The organism is Natrialbaceae archaeon AArc-T1-2, assembly GCF_030273315.1.
GTDB lineage: Archaea > Halobacteriota > Halobacteria > Halobacteriales > Natrialbaceae > Tc-Br11-E2g1.
This window is the reverse complement of sequence record NZ_CP127174.1, coordinates 1563765-1585708: the sequence shown is the minus strand read 5'-3', so window position 1 is coordinate 1585708 and position 21944 is coordinate 1563765. Positions and strand designations below refer to the sequence as shown.

Genomic DNA, 21944 nt, shown 5'->3' with positions numbered 1-21944 from the left:
ACGGCTTACACCTCCCCGGAGCCGCTCTGTGTCCGTTCGTCCGACCGTTCGCGTTCTCGCTCGGTCTCCTCGCGATCGTCGCGCGTGACTCGCTCGAGTTCGCCGTCGACGATCCACTTGATGACGCCGAGAAAGATGGTGACGAGAATCGCATAGACGATCACGAAGGCGGTGAGCGAGATCGTCATCTGAGTCGACGTGAGCGTCTGGGAGACGCCGTCGCTCGTGAACTGGACGTCCTGGATGACCCAGGGCTGGCGGCCGATCTCGGTGACGTACCAGCCCGTAATAGTCGCGACGAACCCGAGCGGGATCGACGCCATGAGCGCTTTGAGATACCGACTGCGCTCGAAGAGCGTTCCCGTGCGCATCCGGTAGACGCCCCACAGTCCGAGCGCGATGAACCAGAAGCCGAGAAACACCATCGTCCGGAACGACCAGAACACCCAGGCGACGGGCGGGTTCTCGACGTCGAACTCCTCGAGGCCGTAGACGACCCCGGCCGGGTCGGCCTCGGCCAGCAACGACGCCAGGTACGGGATACTCACCGTGAACAGCTCCTCGGCGCGTGGATCGGTGATGTCCGCGAGGTTACGGGGAAACGCCAGCAGGTGCAACGGTGCACCCTCTTTGGTCTCGTAGATCGCCTCCATCGCGGCGAATTTCATCGGCTGGGTCTGGACGACGTGGCGGGTGTACATGTCGCCGTGGATCACCTGGAAGATTGAGGTGATCGCGAGGACGCCCACCGAGAGCTTGAGCGTCCCGCGCCAGGGTTCGCTGTTGGGGTTCGTCCAGACGAAGTAGGCGGCGACGCCGGCGACGAAGAGTGTCACCGAGATCACCGCCGCGTTCTGCATGTGAACGTACATCCAGAACAGCCGCGGCGTGAAGTAGGCCGCGATCGGATCGGTGAGCACGAGCCCCGTCGTGCCGTTTTCCTCGACCAGTTCGTACCCCTGTGGCGTCTGCATCCAGGAGTTGACGATCAGGATCCAGAACGCAGAGAGCCACGCGCCGACCATCACGAGCACCGACGAGAGGACGTAGACGCGATCGCTGACCCGGTCGCGGCCAAACAGCAAGACGCCGAGGAAGACGGCCTCGAGGAAGAAGGCCATCGTCGACTCGAAGGCGAGGGGGCCGCCGATGAGTTCGCCGGCGAACTCGGCAAATTCGGGAAAGTTCGTCCCGAACTGAAAGCTCATCGGAATACCGGTCGCCGTTCCCATCACGAAGCCGACGGCGAAGACCTTCGTCCAGAACGAACGCAACCGTTCGTACTTCTCTCGTCCCGTCGAGATCTCTTTCCAGGTGAAGTAGACGATGTAGGGTGCGAGTCCGACCGAGAGGGCGGCGAAGACGATGTGGACCGAAAGCGTGCCGCCGAACTGGATGCGACTCCCCAGTTCGGGGTCGATCAGGAGTGGTTCGATCACGCGTCGCTCTCACCCCGTGTGCGTGTTCGTACACGTCGGTCCAGTTCGATTCGCGCCTGAAGCCCGATCATGCGTCTGCTGTCTTTACCGGCCGGCATAAATGTTAGCCAGCACACACGAGAACGGTCATCGGTCCTCTCGCTGCCGGTGTATCTCCTCGCCGAGGTCGTCGCGCAAGCTCCGCAAGCTCGTTCGCGACGACGGTTCCGCCCGTTCTGCCTCCGACGGCCACGACGTCTCGTCCAGTCGAACCCTCCGTGTCACCCGCCATCGGCTTCGGCATCCCCGTATCGAGACTCAGACGGCAGCTCGTGGCTGGGTCCGATCGATTCGCCGGTCGGGACGATCGATCCAGCGGCGGGATGCAAAGCGCTAAGACGTTCGAATTCGAGACTCGTACTATGGTATCGGTTGACTCGTGTGCGGCCTGTGACGAACCGCTCGAGGCGGGTGCATCGAGCTGTCCCAGCTGTGGAAACGCGCCCAAGCGGACGGTGAGAAAGAAGGGTGCATTCACGTTCGTCGCCGGTATTCCGCTGTTTTTCCTCAACCCGCCGATCGGTGTGATTCTGGCGATCGTCGGCCTCTTCGTCGTTTTCGGCGCGTGGTTCGTCTCCGCGAACCGCCACGTCGACGGCTCCTCGTGATCGTGGTCTCCGTGGGTCGGACGGGATCGGTCACCGCGAGTCGATTTCGGTAGTCGGCAGACTGTGCTAGTACGCGGGTTTTGGTTTGTCAATCGAATCTTGGCTATACCCAAAGGCTAGTTTACCGATATTGGATCCCTATCCCCGGATATCAGGTACACATGTTTCCCACTCGAGTGACGCCGATACCGGAGCTTGCCACTGCACACGCGAGCGAGGTACTGGCACTGGCGTTTTTGACGCCCGAGCTGGCGAGTCGGATCCAGTTCGGCTGGGCGATTACGATACACATCATCTTCGCTGCCCTCTCGGTCGGGCTTGCGCCGTTTCTGGTCTACTTCACCGTCCAGGAGATCAGGACGGGGCGGGAACGGTACGCACGCCTCCGGGCGTTCTGGACGAAGATCTTCGCCGTCGGCTTCATCATGGGGACGGTGACGGGGATCCCGATGAGTTTCATGTTCGGAACGAACTTCAGCGCGTTCTCAGCCGCCGCGGGCGAGATGATCGGCGGCCCGCTGTCGTTCGAGACGAAGATGGCCTTCTTCCTCGAGGCCGTCGCACTCGGCGTGTTGCTGTTCGGTCGTGAACGCGTCTCCGACCTCGCGTACGCGTTCTCGGCGTTTCTCGTCGCGTTGGGTGCGTGGCTCTCTGCGTTCTGGATCCTGGTCGTCAACTCCTGGATGCAGACGCCGCGTGGCTACGAGGTCGTGATGGAAGACGGGCTGCCGATCGCCCAGCTGACCGACCCGATGGCGGCGTTTTTCAATCCCCGGCTGCCGTGGATGTACGTCCACATGCAGAACGCGGCGATCATCTCGGTGACGCTCGTGATCGCCGGGATCGCCGCCTACTTCATCTGGACGAACCGCGACAGCGAGGTCTGGCAGACCGCCCTCAAGGCCGCCGTCGTCGTCTTGCTCGTCACCTCGATCTTCCAGGTGATCCACGGCGACATGTACGGCCGTCACGTCGCCGACACCCAGCCACACAAGTTCGCCGCGATGGAGGCCCACTACGAGACCGGCCAGGCGGACTTACACGTCGTCGCGTTCCCGACCGACGTCTCCGCGATCACCGATCCGCGGGCCGATAACCTCTACACGATAAGTATCCCGATGCTCGCCTCGTTCCTCGCGGAAGGTGATCCCACAGCGGAGGTGACCGGCCTGAACGACTTCGAGTACGACTCACCGCCCGTCGCCTGGGTGTTCTGGTCGTTCCGGATCATGGTCGGGCTCGGCTTCTGGTTCGTCGCGCTCGGACTGTGGGGCAGCTACCGGCTCTGGAAGGGCGAGCTCTCCGAGGACGATCGGCTCCTGAAGGCACTGATGGCCTCGACGCCGCTTGGCTTCGTCGCGTTGATCACCGGCTGGTACGTCACCGAGATCGGTCGCCAGCCCTGGATCATCCAGGACGTGTTGAAGACCAGCGAGGGCGTTTCACCGCCGCTTGGTTCCGCAGAGGCGATGCTGACGCTCGTGGCGTTCGTCGTCGGCTACATCCTCCTGTTCGGGATCTTCCTGTACGTGCTCAAGCGGATCATCGACGAGGAGGCCGAACGCCACGAGACGGGAATCGAGGACCGCGAAACGCCCGACTCCCCGGGGGTGACCGCCGATGACTGACCTGCTCTCGGACAGCGAGTACATCGTCGACGTCCTTCCCGAGCTCTGGTTCGGGCTCGTCATCTTCGCGCTGGGCGGATACCTCCTGCTCGACGGCTTCGACTTCGGGCTCGGCATACTGTACGCCGACGCCGACGACGAGGAACGAGAGACAATGCTCGCCGCCTTCGGTCCGCTCTGGAAGGCAAACGAGGTCTGGCTCGTGCTGTTCGGGACGGTGCTGTTTGCCGCCTTCCCGCGAGTGTACGCCAACCTCTTGAGCCGGCACTATCTGCTTGCCTTTGCCATCGTGTTCGCGCTCTCGATCCGGGGCCTCGGCTCGAAGCTCCGTGAAGAGAAAGACGACGAGACCTGGGTGCGGTTCTGGGACGCCTGTTTCGTCGCCGGCAGCGCGTTCTCGCCGCTGTTGCTCGGGATGTTCGCCGCGAGCTGGGTGCTCGGGGAACCCTCCGCGCTCGCGCCCGCCCCGATCGTCGTCGGACTGACGCTCGTCGCGCTCTCGGTCGTCCTCGGGGCCGCATTCCTGGGCGTGAAAACCGAGGGACAGCTTCGCGAGACCGCCGCCCGCCGTGGACGGATCGCGACGGGGGTCTACCTCGCGCTGTTCGTGCTCACGGCCGCCGCCCTGTACACCCTCTATCCCGACCTTCGTCCGGTGGTCGCCTCCGCACCGACGCTGCTGGTCGTCGCCGTGACGGTCGCTGCCGCCGCCGCGTTCGTCTACGCGAGCCTGTGGGAACGATACCGCCTCGCCGTCGGCAGTGCAGGCCTCGTCGCCGCCGCCTTCGTCGCCTTCATCGCGTACCTGCTGTACCCGTCGGTCGATCCGGCCGCCGAACTGACGATCGCCGACGCCGTCGTCTCCCCGCTGGCACTGAACGTGACCTCGATCTTCGCCGCGATCTTCATCCCGCTGATCCTCGGCTACTTCGTCACCCTGTACTCGGTGTTCAGCGGTCCGCCACGCGAGAGCGACCACTACGGCTGATACCGTCGGTCGGAGAGACAACCTCTCAGACCGACAAATATGATGCTATTTCGATAGAACTGGTCCCGATCGGTCGCATTTCTCTCGGCGACCTCGTCCGCACCCGACTGGTCGAGTCGCCACGCCGCGACGTAACTGCCGTGCCGGTTGATCTCCCGAAAGTCGCGTCCAAAATTGGTGACGCGTGTCTCTGACCGATCCCCACCTTCTGGTATCGGCTACCCTTTCAACGCCCTTTCAAAAGTGGCTGTATAGCCAGCACACCGCTCGAGGTGGGCGTTATCCGCGTTCTTGGCTCACGATAGCGTGGCGTGTCGTGCGTCTCGACTGCTCGCTGTATCCACGACACGTCTCGAGGTCGCCTCCCGACGAGATACTTTATGTAATATAGACATATATGTATTATACTACGATTTCTGACTATCTCATTTTGGATACGGACTCCCGCCAGTGTCACGTCTGTTGGTGTGGTCTCCTCCGAGGTCGGCTGGCTCTCGCATCCGTCACGACGAGACACCGTCGACGCCGCGTCACCAGTCGCTTTGGTCCCGTTACGCGACCGGAAATAAGAGATTACTGATCAGTCGGGGACGAGGCCGTTCACCGGTGAGCGAACCTGTCCACCCGTCGGCTCACATGAAGTCTTCGATACCTGACTGTTTGTTCTTGTCGTTTTCGAAGATACTCTCGAGCGAGCGTTCGAGGACCTCGAGTCGCTGTTTCGTGTAGTCCCGGCAGTCGTACTCCTCGGCGACCTGGATCGCCGTCTGCATGTACTTGTTGACCGACCCCTTGTGGACGGTGAGGGTGACCCGGCCGCCACACTCCCGGCAGTCGCCGGTCAGGGGCATCCGGCGGAACTTCTCGCCACAGTCGAGACAGCGGGTCTCCTGGCGGGAAAAGGCCCGGAGGTTGCCGATCAGGTCCGGGAGGAAGTGATACTCGATGACCCGTTCGGCGACGTCGGTCTCGTCGACCGCCCGCAGCTTCCGGGAGAGCTCGAGCTGGGCGTCCATCTTGTCCATCATCGAGCCGAGCGTCTTGTACGCAGAGAGGTCCGGCCCGAGCGCGATGTCGGTGGTGTCGTGGGTGTGGGCGAAGCCGGTGTACTCCCCGTCCGTGCCGAGCGTGTCCTCCGCAATCTGGACGTCGACCTCGCCCGGATCGGCCATCTCGAGGGTCGCCTCGTAGAACTCCCGTGGGTACTGGGAGACGATGTCCATGTTGTGGGCCTCGTCGTCGATCTCGGAGGGATCGATACGGGAGGACATGACCAAGGGCGCGTCCATACGCCCCCCTCTTTTATCTGGCAAGAAGCTGATACTAAAGTTCAAAAGGCCGTCCAAGAGCAGCATCACACAATCCTCGTCACCGTCGCAATTACGGCGTTTCGCGGCGTGAAAGTACGGATGAGCATATCCGACAGCCGCACTCGTGAAACCAATCACTCTCCCGACAGTTGCTGCCGACGTGTGTGGAGCCATCCCGAAGACGAGTTCGCCCACGAGGTCGTCACGCTCCTCGAGTTCGTAGTACGGTTCCAGCCCGTAGTAGGACTCGAGCAAGTCGTCGATGAAGTCGGCCGTCTGCATCATGTGTTCGGCCGCGCCGTCGGAGAGGACGACGTCCTGGACTTTGAGCTCGACGAGCTGGTCCTCGTGGGTCAGGGGGTCGCCGTGGACGTCTTCCTCGTAGCCAAGCGCCTGGAGCTGGCCGACGTCGACGTCGAGTTCGCTGGCCCGGACGGACGTGACCGGGAGGTCGGTCATGTCGTAGCGGACGGTGCCGTCTTTGAACGCGGAGACGTCGTGTTTGGCCCGCAGGATCCCTTTCTCCATCGGTTCCGGAATCTTGGTCGTCGAGGACAGCCCCTTGACGCCTTTCAGGATGTCGAAGGCGTTCTCGCGTTCGCCGACGGACTCGAGGGCATCCCGGTACCGTTCGTTGATGTCGATCTCCCGGGTCTCGACGCAGGTCGCCTCGACCTCACAGCGGTCACACTCGACGCGGCCGGCCTCGTCGGGTTCGATCGTCGCGTCACAGTCCGGACAGCGGTAGTCGGGTTCGGTCCGGTCCCCACACTCCGGACAGCGGTTCTCGAAGGTCTCGATGTCGCAGGCGTCACAGTACTGGCGGCCGACCTGGACCTCGACCACGCCGGGCGTGTCGGACATCGACTCGGCGTGTTTGCCGGCCTTGGCGACGTCGCGCTGTGACCCGCCGGCCTCGCCGATCGGGAACAGGGTGTGCACCGGCGGGCTGAGGTCTCTCCGTTCGGACTTCTCGGGTCGGCCCATCCGGTTGCCGATCCGGGTCGGGGCGCGTTCCCGAACCTCGAAGGGAGCGACCTCGGTGACCGCCTCGATCGCGTTCTCGCCGTCGGCCCACGTCCGGGCGCGTTCCGAGAGGTCGTCGTCGTCCCAGGTGCGCTCGAGGTCGATGCCGGCGGTCCCCCGGTCGACACCGAGGGAGGCCCCGTCGGCGACCGTCTGCCGGGGCTGACAGCCCACCGTCAGGGCGAACGGCCGCCAGTCGTCTATCTCGAGGCGGCCCTCGCGCTCGCGCTGGCGGTGTTCGATCACGATCGTCTCCAGGGCGTCCCGGACGTCCTCGTCCCACGCGAGGACGAGCGTGTCGCCGTCGATCCGGCCGTCGGCGACCGCCGCGGCGAGGGTACGGAAGGCCGTGACCGAGAGGTCGTGCCAGAGGTAGGTGTACTCGGGATGGAGGGGGGCGTCGTAGGACTCGGCCCACTCGAGGGCGCGCTCGACGGAGGGATGCTCGAGGTCGACGTGGGGGTCGTCTTCCAGCGCCTGGACGTCCGCGCCGGCGGCCGCGAGGTCCTGTTTCCACCACTCGGGGGTGTAGGAGGCGGGTGCGAGCGGGTGGTTGTTCTCGACGAACTCGCCGTAGTTGACGAGGTACTCGCCGAGGTCGAGGATCTTCTCGACGCCGTTTCGCACCTCGAGTGCGTCCTCGGGGTCGTCGATCCGGCGGACGTCGCCGTTTGCCAGCCGTATCGTCGGCCCCTCGATGGAGTCGACGGGGACGACGCCGGCGGCCTTGCCGGGCCGTTCGGTCTTGACCTGCGTGCCGGTCGCGAGGAAGTCATCGACGAGGTGCATCGTCGCGGGGTGGACGCCGGCGGTCGCGAAGCCGTGGTTGCGGGCGCGGCCGTACCGCAGGCGAAAGCCACCCTCGGCGGAGGGATGGGAGAACACCGGCCGACCGGCGATCAGGTCCCGGAGGAACTTCTCGGATTCATCGACGCGAGGCGGGCCGTCGGGGCCGTCTTCCTCGTCGTCGGGGTCGACCCCGTCGTCGCCGTCGTCGGCGTCGGTGCTGGTCTCGCCGTCCTCGCTGTCGTCGTCTTCCTCGGCCGCATCGTCACCGTCGCCGTAGTTGCCGTCGATCAGGTCCTGGAGCCACGGCCAGTCGATCTCGTCTAAGTTCCGGGTGTAACGCTGGATCTTGGGGGCCTTGAGTGCGATCCCCTCCGCGAGGACGAGACACATCCCACCGCGGGCGCTGTTGGTGTCGACGCGCTCTAGGTCCCGAAAGCCCGAGACCTCCTCGTCGCCGGTGGCCTCGCCGTCTAACATGATCGGCATGTGCTCGGCGATAAACGTCGTCTCCGTCGCTTTCGGCGTGTACTGCAGGCCGGTCTCCTTGTCGTAGAGAGAGATCTCCTCGGCGTAGCGTTCGATCTCGTCGTCGCGGGCCTTGTACTGGTCGATGCCGACGAGCGCCCGGGTGTAGTCCGCGACCAGCACCGACAGCGCCTGTGCAGTCCCGCCGGCCGACCGGATCGGCCCGGCGTAGTAGACGTTGACGAACTCGGTGCCGTCGTCGTTCTCCAAGATCTCGACCTTGTCGATCCCCTCGATCGGAGCGGCGACGACGCCCTCGGTCAGCAGGGCAACCGCAGTGCGAACCGCGCCCTCGACTTTCCCCGCTTTCGTCTCGTAGTCGCCGACCCGGCCCTCGGCGAAGTCCGCGGCCAGTTCCAGCGCGGCTTCTTCCCTGCTCATCTCCCCCTCGAGTTCGCGGACCCGTTCGGCGACGCCGTCGATGCCGAGAATGTTCTCGACGCGGTCGGCCATGTCGCGTGCGGTCGGGATCTCGACCTCGGGTTCGGGATCCGCGCTGTCGGCTTTCGCCCGTTCGGCGACGACAAACGCCGCCTCGAGCTGGGCCTCGAGCCGATCGAAGTACCGTTCGTCTTCCGCACGCATCTCAGAGCCAGAGATCGAGGTCGGTCGTCTCGTCGTGAGCGCGTTCGAGACCCTCCTCGAAGACGCGCATGTGAACCTCGCCGGCCCAGACCGTCGCCTCGTTCAGGTGGCCGGCGACCGCCTCGCCGTCGGGCCTCGAGAGGACGACGTGGGTGTGAGCGAACCGCTCCCACTGGCGAGACTCCGTCTCGCTGTCCTCCGAGTGTGACTCGGAGACCTCGAGCCAGGCGACGTTGCCCACACAGCTTGCCACTTCGAGCGGTTCGTCGAACTCGACCGGATGGTACTCGCAGTCGTCCTGATCGTAGAACCACACCTCCGCGTCCTGGACGGCACCCAGGGCAGTAAACCACGCGGCGTCGGCCTCGACGTCGGCCGCAAGGGACTCGATCTCCGATCGCCACTCCGCGCCCGTCTCGAGGCGGGCGACGTACTCCGATTCGAGTTCGACTTCTCGGTAGTTCATATGCGCCAGATGGAGTGGTATGCGGAAAAACCCACTCGTTTCGTCACTCGTCGTCACACCACCGTGCTAACATTTTATAAATCGACTATTGTGTCCGGTAATGAGTCGTGTTGTCAATCGTCGAACGACAATTGTTATACGTAGGCAGTGAGTAACATAGAGCGTTCAGATAGGATGGTCGCGTATAATGTCCGAGTTTAGTTATACATCCACCCGGCGTCGCATCCTCGCGGCCGGTGGGGCAGCGTCGGCAATGGTGGTCGCGGGGTGTATCGGTGACGACGACCCGGACGGTGACGGGGCGGACCTCATCGATCCGGACGACTACGACTACGAGCGAGACGAACCCGACGATGAGGAGGCCGCACGCCAGAGCACGATGGAGTTCACCCAGGAACTCGAACGTGACGAGGACTTCGATCCGATCCACTCGAACGACGCCTACAGCACGCAGGCGTTCAAACTCGTCTTCGACAGCCTCTACGCGTGGGACGACGGCCTCGACCTCGAGCCGAAAGTCGCCGTCGACATGCCAGATGTCGAACGCGACGACACGCGATACCTCTACGAGATCCACGAGGGCATCGAGTTCCACAACGGCGAGGAGCTCACCGCCGACGACGTCGCGCACTCGTTCATGGCCTTCCAGGAGGAAGACAGCGTCAACGAGGCCCAGTACGACATGATCGAGTCCGCGGAGGTCATCGACGACTACCAGGTTCAGGTCGACCTCGAGCACCCCTACGGCCCCTGGGAGCTGCAGACCCAGGCGATCTACGTCGTTCCGGAAAGCGAACGCGAGACCGAAGACCAACGCGAGGAGTTCAACACGAACCCCGTCGGCTCCGGCCCGTTCGTCTGGAGCGACTTCGAGTTCAACGAGTACGTCACCCTCGAGCGCAACGACGACTACTGGGACGAACCCGAGCCCTACCTCGAGGAGATCACGTTCGTCGACAACGTCGACCCGGCGAGTCGAATCGGCGAGATCCGGGCCGGCGACACCGACGCCATCGCCGACGTGCCAAACGACGACTGGGCCGAACTCGAGGCCGAAGACGGCGTCCGGGTCCACATCAGCGAGAGTCCCTCCTACATGCATCTCACCTTCAACTGCCGGGACGACGCGCCGACGGGCGATCCCGACGTGCGCCGGGGGATCTGTCACTCGTTCTCGATGACCGACTTCGTCGAGACTCAGCTCGCAAACGTCGCACAGCCGTTGTCGGCTCCGATCCCGCCGATCACGAACGAGATGTGGGGGTTCCCGCTCGAGGACTGGCACGAGGAGTACTATCCTGAATACGATCCCGAGCGGGCCGAGGAACTGCTCGACGGTGCGGTGCCCGACGACTGGAGCCCGTCGATCCTGGCCCCCGGCGACCACCGGGGCGACCTGGCAGAGCGCATCGCCACCCGACTCGGTGAACTCGGCTACGACGGGGCCGAAGCCGTGACGCTCGATTTCGGGACCTTGCTCGACGAGACCGTCTACAACGAGGACCCGAGCCCCGACGACTTTCAGGCGTATCTCCTCGGCTGGACCGGCGGCCCGGACCCCGACGCGTACATCTACAACCTCTATCACGAGAGCCAGGAAGGAATCAACCAGGCCCACTTCTACGAGGGGAGCGCGGACTTCCACGACGATATCGCCGAGGCTCGCGAACTCGCCGACCAGGACGAGCGATACGACCGCTACGAGGGCGTGATGATCGAGATTTTAGAGGAGGTGCCGTCGCTGCCGGCGTACTCGTTCCACAACACGATGGCGTCTCGTGAGTACGTCAAGGACCTCCACGCCCATCCGATGGTCCAGCAGAATCCACGCATCGTCTCCGAGTACGGCAACGTCTGGATCGACGACTGACCCGCTCGGTCGGCCCCCTCGAGCGGGACTACCGACACCACACCAACGAATGGGACTGCTCCGATACACGATCTACCGCGTCGTACAGGCGATTCCCGTCCTCATCGGGATCACCGTCATCACGTTCGTCCTCGCGAACCTCGCGCCCGGCGATCCGGTACGGCTCATGCTCCAGGGCCAGCAGGTCGACCAGGAAGTGATCCAGCGAGTCGAACGCCAGTACGGCCTCGACCGGCCGATGCACGAACGATACGTCACGTACATGGCGAACCTGCTCCAGGGCGACCTCGGCCACAGCATCCACCGGGACCGGCCCGTCGCGGAGCTGTTAGCCCAGCGTGCCGGGCCGACGCTGCTTCTGGTCCTGTCGGCGTATGCCTTCGCGCTCGTCACGGCGATCCCGCTTGGCATCGTCGCCGCGACGCGACGAAACGAACCTACCGACCACATCTCTCGGATCGTCGCCCTGATCGGCGTGAGCACGCCCTCCTTCTGGATCGGCATCATGCTGATCCTGATCTTCGCCATCCAGCTCGGGTGGCTTCCCTCGAGCGGGCTCGTCTACCCCTGGCGCGATCCGGCCCACTACGGCTACAGCGGCTACCTCGAGTTGGGTTATCAGACGATCAGACACCTCCTGTTGCCGATGATCGCACTCGGAACCCTCCAGATGGCGACGCTGATGCGCGTCGAGCGCACCCAGATGATCGAGTCCCTCCAGGGCGAGTACGTCAAACTCGCACGGGCCTACGGCGTCCCCGAGCGGACGATCCTCCGGAAACACGCGTTCCAGGTCTCCCAGCTGCCGATCATCACCATCGTCGGGCTCAACCTCTCGACGGCACTGGGCGGAGCCGTCCTCATCGAGTACGTGTTCAACATCAACGGTATCGGGCGACTGTTCCTCGAGGCGATCCAGAGCAACGACTACCAGCTGATCATGGGCGTCACGATCGTGATCGGGACGATGTTCGTCGTCGGCGTCATCATCACGGACATCTCCTACGCCTACATCGATCCCCGGGTCACGTACGGGGAGGGTGAGTGAGATGGCGATCGGCGAATCACAACTGGGCGAGGAGACCGGACCGACCGAAGACGTCGAGGCGAAGTTCGGGTGGCGGTACACGATGGCGAAGGTCATGCAGGACACCACCGCACGGTGGGGGCTGTACGTCGTGGCCGTCGTGCTCGCGATCTCGGCGTACACGATCGTCGACAGCAACCTCTCGCGGCTCACCTTCGGGGCGATGGCCGATTTCACCGTCGCCGAGGCGCTTCCCATCTTCGATCATCCAGAGCGGCTCCCGCCGCCGGGTGAAGGCGAAGGGAACGTCCCGCCGGCGTTTCACCCCGAGGGCTCGATGAGCCACCCGCTGGGCACCGACCCGAACGGGCGGGACTACTTCACCCGGATCGTCTACGGCGCACAGGTGTCGGTCAGCGTCGGCATCGTCTCGACGCTGATCGGCTTCGTCGGTGGAACGATCATCGGGGCCGTCTCGGGCTTTTACGGCGGCAAGATCGACGACGTGTTGATGCGAGCCGTCGAGACGATCTACGCCATCCCGCCGCTGATCCTCATCATCGTCTTCACCGTCTTCGTCACCGGCGGGACTCCCGACATCACCTACGCCGTGTTGGGCGTCGGGATCACGTTCGTGCCGGTGTTCGCCCGGATCATCAGAAGCGAGGTCCTCTCCGTCCGCGAGATGGACTACATCGAGGCGGCCCGTGCCGCCGGCGTCAGGGATCGAAACATCATCCGCAGACACGTGATCCCGAACAGCTTCGCGCCCGTGCTCGTCTACGCGACCTTACAGATCGGCGTGACGATACTCATCGTCGCCGGCCTCTCCTTTCTCGGCTACGGCGCACAGCCGCCGACGCCGGACTGGGGCGAGATGTTAAACACCGCACACGGCTACATGCACTCGAACGTCTGGCTCTCGATCTGGCCCGGCCTCGCCATCCTGGTGACGATCATGGGCTTCAACCTCTTCGGTGACGGCCTGCAAGACGCACTCGACCCACGACTCGAGGACTAACATGAGCTCCGACCCACTCCTTCGCGTCGAGAACCTCAAGACACAGTTTTTCACGGAAGCCGGCACCGTCCGTGCCGTCGACGGCATCTCGTTCACCGTCGAGGAGGGCGAGATCGTCGGCCTCGTCGGCGAGTCGGGGGCCGGCAAGAGCGTCGCCTCGATGAGTCTGCTCCGACTCGTCGACAGCCCCGGCGAGATCGTCGGCGGCGAAATAACCTACCGGGGCGAGACGATCTTCGGCCTCGAGGAGGGGCCAGACGGCGAACTCCGCGAGCGCGAGGCGATGCTTACCGAACGGGAAATGCGCGATCGGATCCGGGGCAACGAGATCGCCGTCATCTTCCAGGATCCGATGGAGTCGCTCAACCCCGTCTTCACCGTCGGCGGCCAGCTCCGGGAGTTCATCGAGCTCAACCGCGATCTCTCCGCCGAGGCGGCTCGCGAGGAGGCACTCGAGATGCTCCGGGAGGTCGGCATTCCGGATCCCGAACAACGCTACGAGGAGTACCCACACCAGTTCTCCGGCGGGATGCGCCAGCGCGTGCTCATCGCGATGGCACTCGCCTGCGAGCCAAACCTGATCATCGCCGACGAGCCGACGACGGCGCTGGACGTCACCGTCGAGGGACAGATCGTAGACCTCGTCGACGACCTCCAGTCGAAGTACGACACGAGCTTCATCTGGGTCACTCACGACATGGGCGTCGTCGCCGAGATCTGTGATCGAGTGAACGTGATGTACCTCGGCGAGATCGTCGAACAGGCACCCGTCGACGAACTGTTCTACGACACCAGACACCCCTACACCGAAGCCCTGCTTTCCTCGATGCCACGGCCCGACCGGACCGTCGAGGAGCTCGAGCCGATCGAGGGCGTGATGCCCGAGGCGATCAATCCGCCGTCGGGCTGTCGGTTCCACCCGCGCTGTCCCGACGCCAGGGACGTCTGCAAGCGCGTTCACCCGGACACGCGCGAGGTCGCCGACGCCGATGGGCGGGCCCACCGGGCCGCCTGCGTCAAACACGACGCCTTCGACGTCGGCTACGACGAGAGCGCATCGATCGATCCGGACGCACGCCTCGCCGCGGCGGACGATTCCGCCTCGGCCGACGGGGGTGAGAGCCGTGAGTGACGCAGGCGAGGAGCCGCTGCTCGAGGTCGACGGCCTCACCAAACACTTCGTCGCCGACTCGGGGCTGTTCGCAGGTATCGAGTTCGACCCGGGCCAGTTTCCGCCGATCAGCGTCGGCCGGGACCGGGTGAAAGCCGTCGACGGCGTCTCCTTCGAGATCCGGGAGGGCGAGACGCTCGGCCTGGTCGGCGAGTCGGGCTGTGGCAAGAGCACGCTCGGGCGGACGATCCTTCGCCTGCTCGAACCCACCGACGGGACGATCCGGTTCAACGGCGAGGACCTGACCCAGTTGAGCGGCGAGGAGCTGCGACGGAAACGCTCGGAGATTCAGCTGATCTTCCAGGATCCCCAGTCCTCGCTCGATCCGCGGATGAAAGTCGGCCAGATCGTCGAGGAACCGATGCGTGCCCACGACATGTTGGACGCGGAGGGCAGGGAGGCCCGAGCGAAGGCGTTACTCGAGAAGGTCGGCCTCGATCCCCACCACTACAACCGCTATCCCCACGCCTTCTCGGGTGGCCAGCGCCAGCGGATCAACCTCGCACGGGCGCTGTCGGTCGATCCCGACTTCGTCGTCTGTGACGAACCCGTCTCCGCACTCGACGTCTCCATCCAGGCACAGGTGCTGAACACGATGGAGGAGCTCCAGGCGGAGTTCGGGCTCACGTACCTCTTCATCGCCCACGACCTCTCGGTGATCCGGTACATCTCCGACCGCGTCGCAGTGATGTACCTCGGCCACGTCGTCGAACTCGCCGAACGCGAGGAACTCTTCGAGAACCCGGCCCACCCCTACACCGAGGCGTTGCTCGAGTCCATTCCGACGCCCGATCCCCGCGACCGGGGCGAACGCGGCGTCCTCGAGGGCGAGGTGCCGAGCCCGGTCGATCCGCCCTCCGGCTGTCGGTTCCGGACCCGGTGTCCGCGTCTGATCGCGCCCGCCGAGTACGAGCTGACCGACCGGGAGTGGGAACGGACGCGGGCGTTCATGCGGGCCGTCAAGCGACGGACGTTCGAGCCCACGACCGCGGCCGAGGTCCGGACGCGCTTTTTCGACGGCGAGTTGCCACACGGCGAGGCCGGCGAGGTCGTCGAGGCGGCCATCGACCTCGTCGCGACCGACCGCGAAGCTGGCAGGACAGACGGCGACGGCGACCGCAAGGGATGGACGGCGGCGACCGAGCTCCTGCTCGAGTCCTTCGCCGAACGGAGCATCTGTGCCCGGGAGCGTCCGACGTACGAGGTCGAACCGGAGTACGGACACGGGACGCACTTCGTTGGCTGTCACCTGTATCGCTGATCTTCGATCCGACTGTCGCTCCCGGGCCCTCGCGCTCGAACCGACCCCGGCGTTTTCGCCTCGGCCCTATCGGATCTGGATCGTCGCCGCGTCGCTGGGTCGATGTGTTCCTTCGTGGGTCGCGACGAACGCCCGGATCTCGTACTCGCCCGGGTCGGGCAGGACCGACTCGTGGTCGTCGGTCCGCTCGAGACGACCGTGCCAGACGAACGAGACCTGCTTTCGTTCGCCGGCCCGGAACGCGAACGTCGACGGCTGCGAGCGGGTGTACCGGCGTTCGTCGCTGGCCTCGAGGTTGCCGTTTACCGTCCAGCCCCAGCGTCGTGCCGCCGGCGTCGGCACGTCGACGGGGACCGGGAGGCGGTTCTCGAACGTGACGGTGACCGCGACGGGATCGCCGCGATCGTAGACTGCGCGATCGGTCGTCACGTCGACGGAGACCGCCCGCCGTGCGAGCGACGACGGGACGAACCTGGCGAGTCCACGGGTGAGCGTTCCGGTCGCACTCGCATTGCCGACGGTCGTGTCTCGTCGGTCCATCGTCTCTACGGTCGGGGTGTGACAGCACGAAAAAGCGATCGGATCGCTGCGGATCGTCGTCACGTCAGCGCCAGGCGGGAAGCGTCGGCGCGTCCTCGGCACCGATCGAAAGCCACGCGCCGTCTGCCGAAATGTCTGCGATGATGTACTCCTCGCCCTCGCCGTGGTCGCTCGCGTCGATCGCTCCGACGATGGTCTCGCTCGCCGGCTCGGCGTGTCCGTTGGGATCCACCACCATGAGTGAGTATGACATTCTCACGCGTATAAACCCGTCGAAGTGACTCGGCCTCGGTCGCCGTCGCTGCGGGTCGACCGGTAGGTCGAAACACTGGCTTTATACTCGGTTTGGCCGTACGAGATGGACATGAACGTAGCCGACGCGATGACGCCGCGCTCGAGGGTCGTGACAGTCGAGTTGCCCGGCACCAGAGAAGACGTCCTCGAGTACCTCCAGGAGCGATCGTTCTCGTCCGTGCCGGTCGTCAAACCGACCGACAACGGACCGGAGTATCGCGGACTCGTTACCCGCGACGCTCTGATCGAACAGCCCGACGAGGACCAGCTGGTCATGCTGATGGAAGACGTCCCGACGACGACGGCCGGAGAGGCAATCGAGGCCGTCGCGACTCTGATGCTCACGGAGGGCGGCCGCCGCGTTCCCGTCGTCGACGGCGAGTTCGAAGGGATCGTCACGGTGACGGACGTGGTCCACGCGATCGCAACCGGCGACGCCGAGACGGACGTCGAGATCGGCGAGTACGCGAGCGAGAACGTGAACACGACCTACGAAGGCGCGCCGTTGCCCGTCGCCGAGCGAGAGCTGTCCTACGCGAACGTCCCCTACACCGTCGCGCTCGACGACGAGGGATCGATGAGCGGGGTCCTCACGGAGGTCGACATCATCGACGTCGCCCGGATCGTCGAAGGCGAAGAGGAGACGGGCAACTCCTTCGCCGATCAGGACTCGGAGTGGGCCTGGGAAGGGATCAAAGGCGTCGGCAGTCGGTACCTGCCGACGCGGGACATCGAACTCCCGACCGATCCCGTCTCGGAGTTCATGACCGAGGACGTCGTCACGGTCTCGGGACGGAAACCCGTCCAGGAGGTCGCCCAGCTGATGATCAGACACGACGTCGAGCAGATTCCGATGGTCAGCGGCGACCAGCTCGTCGGGATCGTCCGCGACGTCGACGTCGTCGCGGCGCTCGCCGACCGGGAGTGACCGACAGCGGGCGACTCCGACGACCTCAGCTACAGCGCTACGGCTACGAAAGTGACTTTTGCACCGCGTTTCAGGGTACACGTATGAACGACCGAGCGACGATCGACTCGCGTCGACACGTCCTGACCCTGCCGAGTCGGCGCGGTCGGATCGAGCGACGAACACCGACATCGACGAACCATGAGTGAGGAATCCACGAGCGAAAAGCTAGTCGAGCTCGCCAAACGACGCGGCTACTTCTTTCAGTCCGCCGGGGTCTACGGCGGCGTCGGCGGCTTCTACACCTTCGGTCCGCAGGGCGCATCGTTGAAACAGAACATCGAGGACGCCTGGCGCGAGCGCTACGCCGTCGGCGAGGGCCACATGGAGATCGACGCGCCGACGATCATGCCCGAACCCGTCTTCGAAGCGTCGGGCCACCTCGAGGGGTTCGACGATATGCTGGTCGAGTGTCCCGAGTGTGGCACGAGCCACCGGGCCGATCACATCGTCGAGGACAACACCGACTACGAGGACGCAGAGAGCCTCCCCATCCCGGAGGTCGAAGAGATCGTCGCCGAGTACGAACTCGTCTGTCCCGCCTGCGGTGCGGGGCTTGCGGGCCAGGCCGTCGAGCGTTTCAATCTGATGTTCGCGACGAACATCGGCCCCGGCGACTCCCAGCCCGGCTACATGCGTCCAGAAACCGCACAGGGCATCTTCGTCGAGTTCCCCCGGCTGAAGGAGTACGCCCGCAACCAGCTTCCCTTCGGCGTTACCCAGATCGGCCGGGCCTACCGCAACGAGATCAGCCCCCGTCGCTCGATCATCCGCACGCGGGAGTTCACCCAGGCCGAACTCGAACTCTTCATCGATCCCGAGGACGAGCCCGATCTCACAGAGGTCGAGGACGTCACGGTGACGCTGTATCCCGCGAGCGAACAACACGCCGAGGACGGCAACGCCGTCGAGACGACGATCGGTGAAGCCGTCGCCGACGGCACGATCGCGGATCCCTGGATCGGCTACTTCCTCGGCATCTCCCAGGAGTGGTACGCCTCGGTCGGCGTCGACACGGAGCGGTTCCGCTACCGCCAACACCTCTCTGGCGAGCGCGCTCACTACGCCGCCGACTGCTGGGACGCCGAAAGCGAGATCGACGGGAACTGGATCGAGATCGCCGGCTTCGCTCACCGCGGCGACTACGACCTCTCGAAACACGGCGAGCACTCCGAGGACCGCTTTACGATCTTCAACCAGTACGACGACCCGAAAACCGTCGAGCGCGCGACGGTCGACCCCGACATGAGCTATCTGGGACCGGAGTTCGGCAGCGACGCCCAGGCAGTCGTCGCGGAACTCGAGGCACTCGCCGAGCGCGACCGGACGGCGTTCGACGGCGAGACGGTCACGGTCGACCTCGAGGGCGAGCCCTCCGAGATTCCCGTCGAGAAGACCGGCTTCTCGGTCGACGAGGAGACGATCGCCGGCGAGCACGTCACCCCCCACGTCGTCGAACCCTCCTTCGGCGTCGACCGACTCGTCTACACCGTTCTCCACCACGCCTACCGCGAGGACGAAGTCGACGGCGAAAAACGAACGTATCTCGCGCTCGATCCCGAGGTCGCGCCCACGTTCGTCGGCGTCTTCCCGCTGCAACGCGACGACGACCTCGAGGCCCGGGCGGAGGCGATCGCTTCCGACCTCCGTGCGGCGGGACTTGCGATCACCTACGACGACTCCGGGGCGATCGGTCGCCGGTACCGCCGCCAGGACGAGGTGGGGACGCCGTTCTGTGTCACCGTCGACTACGAGAGTCTCGAGGACGACGCGGTGACGGTCCGCGAGCGCGATTCGACCGCCCAGAAACGCCTCCCGATCGCGGAACTCCCCGACACCCTCGCCGCGCTCCGTGCGGGATCGCTCGAGTTCGCGGAGCTAGAAGACCTCGAAGGGTAGCGATTCCGACGAACTGATTAGTCCTCCCGCTGACCGACGACTGGATGGCCGACGAACTCAAGCGACGACTGGTCCACGCAAGCGGTGCCGGGCTGGTCGCTCTCTACCTCCTCGCGCAGTCGCTCGAGCTGTCGCTCAGCTGGGGTCGCTTTCGGATCCTGATGGTCGCGCTGGCGGTGGGCGCGATCGGTCTCGAGTTCCTCCGGCTGCGGGTCGGGCTGGAGTGGTGGTTCTACGAGAAGCTCACCCGCGAGTACGAACGCGAGCAGTTCGCCGGCTACGGCTACTACGTGGTCAGCATGACGATCGTCGTACTGGTCTTCGAACCCGAGATCGCCCTGCCCGCGATGCTCATGCTCGCGATCGGCGACCCCATAAGCGGGGCACTTTCGGACGATACGTTGCGCCGGGTCAAGCGCCCGTGGGTACTCGCGGCGACCTTCGGCGTCATGTTAGTGCTCGCGCTTCCGTTTCTCCACGAGACGCCCGCAGCCGCGGTCGCCGCAGCCGCAGGCGCGACGGTCGCAGACGGCGTGACCGTGACGATCCGCGAGTTCGTCGTCGACGACAACCTGACGATTCCCATCTACGCCGCGGTCCTCGCCTGGCTCGTACTCGAGGTCGTCCCCGCGTGATCAGATGTCGGTGGCCCGAAACCGACGGTAGCCGACGCCGATCGCGAGGACAATCCAACCGACGAGGACGGCGAGTGCGAACGCGGGCCGTTCGTAGACGGCCGGCTCCGACGGCGGCGTGACGAACGCGCCGCTGTTGAGATCGGGGTACAGTCCGGCGAGCAGGTTCGTGTACGCGGCGACCGGGTTGAGTGCTGCGACGACGTCGACCCATCCGGGCGTCGTCTCGGGAAACGAAAAGCCGTGGCGGACGTACAACAGAGCGGTCGGGAGCTGTGCCCAGAGCCCGAAGAAAAACAGGACGAAGACGCCGAACGCGGTCGCCGTCGCCCGCGTCGTCGTGCGGACGATCGCCGAGATGGCGACGGCGAGGGCGGTAAACGTCGTCCCGAGCAGTGCGAGAACCGCCGTCACGGCGACGAACCGTACCGGGTCGACGGTCACGTTCAAAACGGTCGCGAGCGCAAGCGCCAGGAGAAACGACGCGACCACCGCCGTACAGATCACGATCGTCCGACCGACGAACGTCCCGAGAACCGCCGTCCCCCGGGAGATCGGTAATCCGAGGACGACCTTGAGCGCACCGGTCGTCCGCTTCTCGACGAGCGTCGACGCGAAAAAGCCAAGCGCAAGAAGCGGCGTCAGCATCGCAACGATCGGCACCAGCGACGGGATCAGTTCGGCCTCGCCGCCGGTCGCGGACGCCGATCGATCCGCCGCGTACGTCATCAATGCGGCCAGCAGCGCGAAGATGCCGACGAGGAGGTGAAACTGTCGCTCGCGGACGGTGTCGCGGACGTCCTCCCGGACGAACAACGCGAGCGTCTCGAGCGAGCTCACTGGGCGACACCCCGCGTGTAGCTCTCGAACAGCTCCTCGAGCGACGTCTCGCTGGTGGTGACGTTCGTGACGTCGGCCCCGGCGTCGTAGAACGCGGCGACAGCCGCCGCCTTCGCGGCGTTCTCGCAGGTGACGACGACCGCCGTCCCGTCGGTGGCGACGTCGGTGACGCCGTCGATGGCGCGAACGCGCTCGAGCGTGCCGTCGGGAATCGCCGACAGTTCGACGGTCACAGTCGAGGTCGCGCCGTTCGATTCGCGCAGGGCGTCGATCGTATCGACGGCGACGAGTTCGCCGCCGTCGACGATGGCGACCCGGTCACAGACCGCCTCGACCTGTTCGAGAATGTGACTCGAGAAGAAGACGGTTGCGCCGCGGGCGTTTTCCTCGCGGACGATCCGGCGCATAGTCCGGGCACCGTTTGGGTCGAGTCCGGTCGAGGGTTCGTCTAAGATCAACAGATCGGGTTCGCCGACCAGCGCCATCGCGAGCATGAGCCGCTGGGCCATCCCCTTCGAGTACTGTTCGACGGGGTACGCATCGGAGCCGGCCATCCCGACGCGTTCGATGAGGTCGTCGGGGTCGTCGTCGGCGTCTTTCGCCTCGATGGCGAACGCGACGTGTTCTCGACCCGTACGCTCGCCGATCGGCCCGTAGCCGTCCGGGAGGATGCCAACGCGGTCGCGAACGGCGGTGCCGTCGGTGGCGACGTCGCGTCCGAGGACGTGGACCGAACCCTCGGTCGGGGCGGTGTAATCGAGCAGGATGTCGATCGTCGTCGACTTTCCCGCGCCGTTCGGGCCTAAAAACCCGAATATCTCGCCGGTTCGTACTGTGAGATCGAGGTCGTGGAGGGCGGTGACCGACCGGCCGCCGAGGAGGCCGGCTTTCTCGTAACGTTTGGTCACGCCGCGAAGTTCGATCGCGGCCATAGGAGCGAACTATCGGTCTGAGATATTAGTCTTTTGATCGTTCCGGACGGTTCACGGGTCGGGACGGACGGGACGAGTCGCGGT

General features: G+C 64.9%; 18 protein-coding genes. 11 read left to right on the top strand and 7 right to left on the bottom strand.

Annotated elements, in window-relative coordinates; genetic code table 11:
* Positions 1-5 precede the first annotated feature (5 nt).
* Entirely contained in the window at positions 6-1439 is a 1434-nt protein-coding gene (locus QQ977_RS08130) for a cytochrome ubiquinol oxidase subunit I (RefSeq protein ID WP_285925175.1), read from the bottom strand.
* Between the two features lie 401 nt (positions 1440-1840).
* Between QQ977_RS08130 and QQ977_RS08125 the strand changes: the two genes are divergently transcribed.
* The 3 genes from QQ977_RS08125 (at position 1841) to QQ977_RS08115 (ending at position 4702) form a co-directional block, all read left to right on the top strand.
* On the top strand, positions 1841-2086 hold the full coding sequence (locus QQ977_RS08125; RefSeq protein WP_285925174.1) for a hypothetical protein: 246 nt from the start codon (positions 1841-1843) through the stop codon (positions 2084-2086).
* 176 nt (positions 2087-2262) lie between these two features.
* On the top strand, positions 2263-3714 hold the full coding sequence (locus QQ977_RS08120) for a cytochrome ubiquinol oxidase subunit I (protein ID WP_285925173.1): 1452 nt from the start codon (positions 2263-2265) through the stop codon (positions 3712-3714).
* Entirely contained in the window at positions 3707-4702 is a 996-nt protein-coding gene (locus QQ977_RS08115) for a cytochrome d ubiquinol oxidase subunit II (protein WP_285925172.1), read from the top strand. The genes QQ977_RS08120 and QQ977_RS08115 overlap by 8 nt, the downstream gene beginning before the upstream one ends.
* Positions 4703-5334: 632 nt before the next feature.
* Here the strand turns inward: QQ977_RS08115 and QQ977_RS08110 are convergent.
* Both QQ977_RS08110 and QQ977_RS08105 read right to left on the bottom strand, forming a co-directional pair.
* Positions 5335-8937, bottom strand: a complete 3603-nt coding sequence (locus tag QQ977_RS08110) for a DNA polymerase II large subunit (protein ID WP_285925170.1) — start codon at positions 8935-8937, stop codon at positions 5335-5337.
* Between the two features lies 1 nt (position 8938).
* On the bottom strand, positions 8939-9403 hold the full coding sequence (locus QQ977_RS08105; protein ID WP_285925169.1) for a PPC domain-containing DNA-binding protein: 465 nt from the start codon (positions 9401-9403) through the stop codon (positions 8939-8941).
* 253 nt (positions 9404-9656) lie between these two features.
* Here QQ977_RS08105 and QQ977_RS08100 point away from each other — a divergent pair, with 253 nt between their 5' ends.
* From QQ977_RS08100 to QQ977_RS08080, 5 genes are read left to right on the top strand one after another with little or no spacing between them, the layout of a single operon-like run.
* Positions 9657-11273, top strand: a complete 1617-nt coding sequence (locus QQ977_RS08100) for an ABC transporter substrate-binding protein (protein ID WP_285925168.1) — start codon at positions 9657-9659, stop codon at positions 11271-11273.
* 49 nt (positions 11274-11322) lie between these two features.
* Positions 11323-12321 carry an ABC transporter permease gene (locus QQ977_RS08095; protein WP_285925167.1) on the top strand — a complete coding sequence of 333 codons (999 nt, stop codon included), beginning with the start codon at positions 11323-11325 and terminating at the stop codon, positions 12319-12321.
* A gap of 1 nt (position 12322) precedes the next feature.
* Positions 12323-13321, top strand: a complete 999-nt coding sequence (locus QQ977_RS08090) for an ABC transporter permease (protein WP_285925166.1) — start codon at positions 12323-12325, stop codon at positions 13319-13321.
* 1 nt (position 13322) lies between these two features.
* Positions 13323-14453: an ABC transporter ATP-binding protein gene (locus QQ977_RS08085; protein WP_285925165.1), complete on the top strand. Its 1131-nt coding sequence runs from the start codon at positions 13323-13325 to the stop codon at positions 14451-14453.
* Positions 14446-15753, top strand: coding sequence for an ABC transporter ATP-binding protein (locus QQ977_RS08080; RefSeq protein WP_285925163.1), 1308 nt, complete (start codon positions 14446-14448; stop codon positions 15751-15753). The genes QQ977_RS08085 and QQ977_RS08080 overlap by 8 nt, the downstream gene beginning before the upstream one ends.
* A gap of 66 nt (positions 15754-15819) precedes the next feature.
* Here the strand turns inward: QQ977_RS08080 and QQ977_RS08075 are convergent, their stop codons facing one another.
* Entirely contained in the window at positions 15820-16293 is a 474-nt protein-coding gene (locus tag QQ977_RS08075) for a hypothetical protein (protein WP_285925162.1), read from the bottom strand.
* A gap of 64 nt (positions 16294-16357) precedes the next feature.
* Entirely contained in the window at positions 16358-16531 is a 174-nt protein-coding gene (locus QQ977_RS08070; protein ID WP_285925161.1) for a DUF7556 family protein, read from the bottom strand.
* Between the two features lie 126 nt (positions 16532-16657).
* Between QQ977_RS08070 and QQ977_RS08065 the strand changes: the two genes are divergently transcribed.
* The 3 genes from QQ977_RS08065 to QQ977_RS08055 all read left to right on the top strand — a co-directional run bounded on the left by QQ977_RS08065 (position 16658) and on the right by QQ977_RS08055 (position 20088).
* Positions 16658-17515 carry a CBS domain-containing protein gene (locus QQ977_RS08065; RefSeq protein WP_285925159.1) on the top strand — a complete coding sequence of 286 codons (858 nt, stop codon included), beginning with the start codon at positions 16658-16660 and terminating at the stop codon, positions 17513-17515.
* A gap of 180 nt (positions 17516-17695) precedes the next feature.
* A complete protein-coding gene (gene glyS, locus QQ977_RS08060; protein WP_285925158.1) occupies positions 17696-19453 on the top strand; it encodes a glycine--tRNA ligase in 1758 nt (585 codons plus the stop codon).
* Between the two features lie 44 nt (positions 19454-19497).
* A complete protein-coding gene (locus QQ977_RS08055; protein WP_285925157.1) occupies positions 19498-20088 on the top strand; it encodes a dolichol kinase in 591 nt (196 codons plus the stop codon).
* On the opposite strand, the gene QQ977_RS08050 is transcribed toward QQ977_RS08055, so the two are convergent.
* On the bottom strand, positions 20089-20928 hold the full coding sequence (locus QQ977_RS08050; RefSeq protein WP_285925156.1) for an ABC transporter permease: 840 nt from the start codon (positions 20926-20928) through the stop codon (positions 20089-20091).
* Positions 20925-21860: an ABC transporter ATP-binding protein gene (locus QQ977_RS08045; protein WP_285925154.1), complete on the bottom strand. Its 936-nt coding sequence runs from the start codon at positions 21858-21860 to the stop codon at positions 20925-20927. Before QQ977_RS08045 ends, QQ977_RS08050 begins: the two co-directional genes overlap by 4 nt.
* Between the last annotated feature and the right edge of the window lie 84 nt (positions 21861-21944).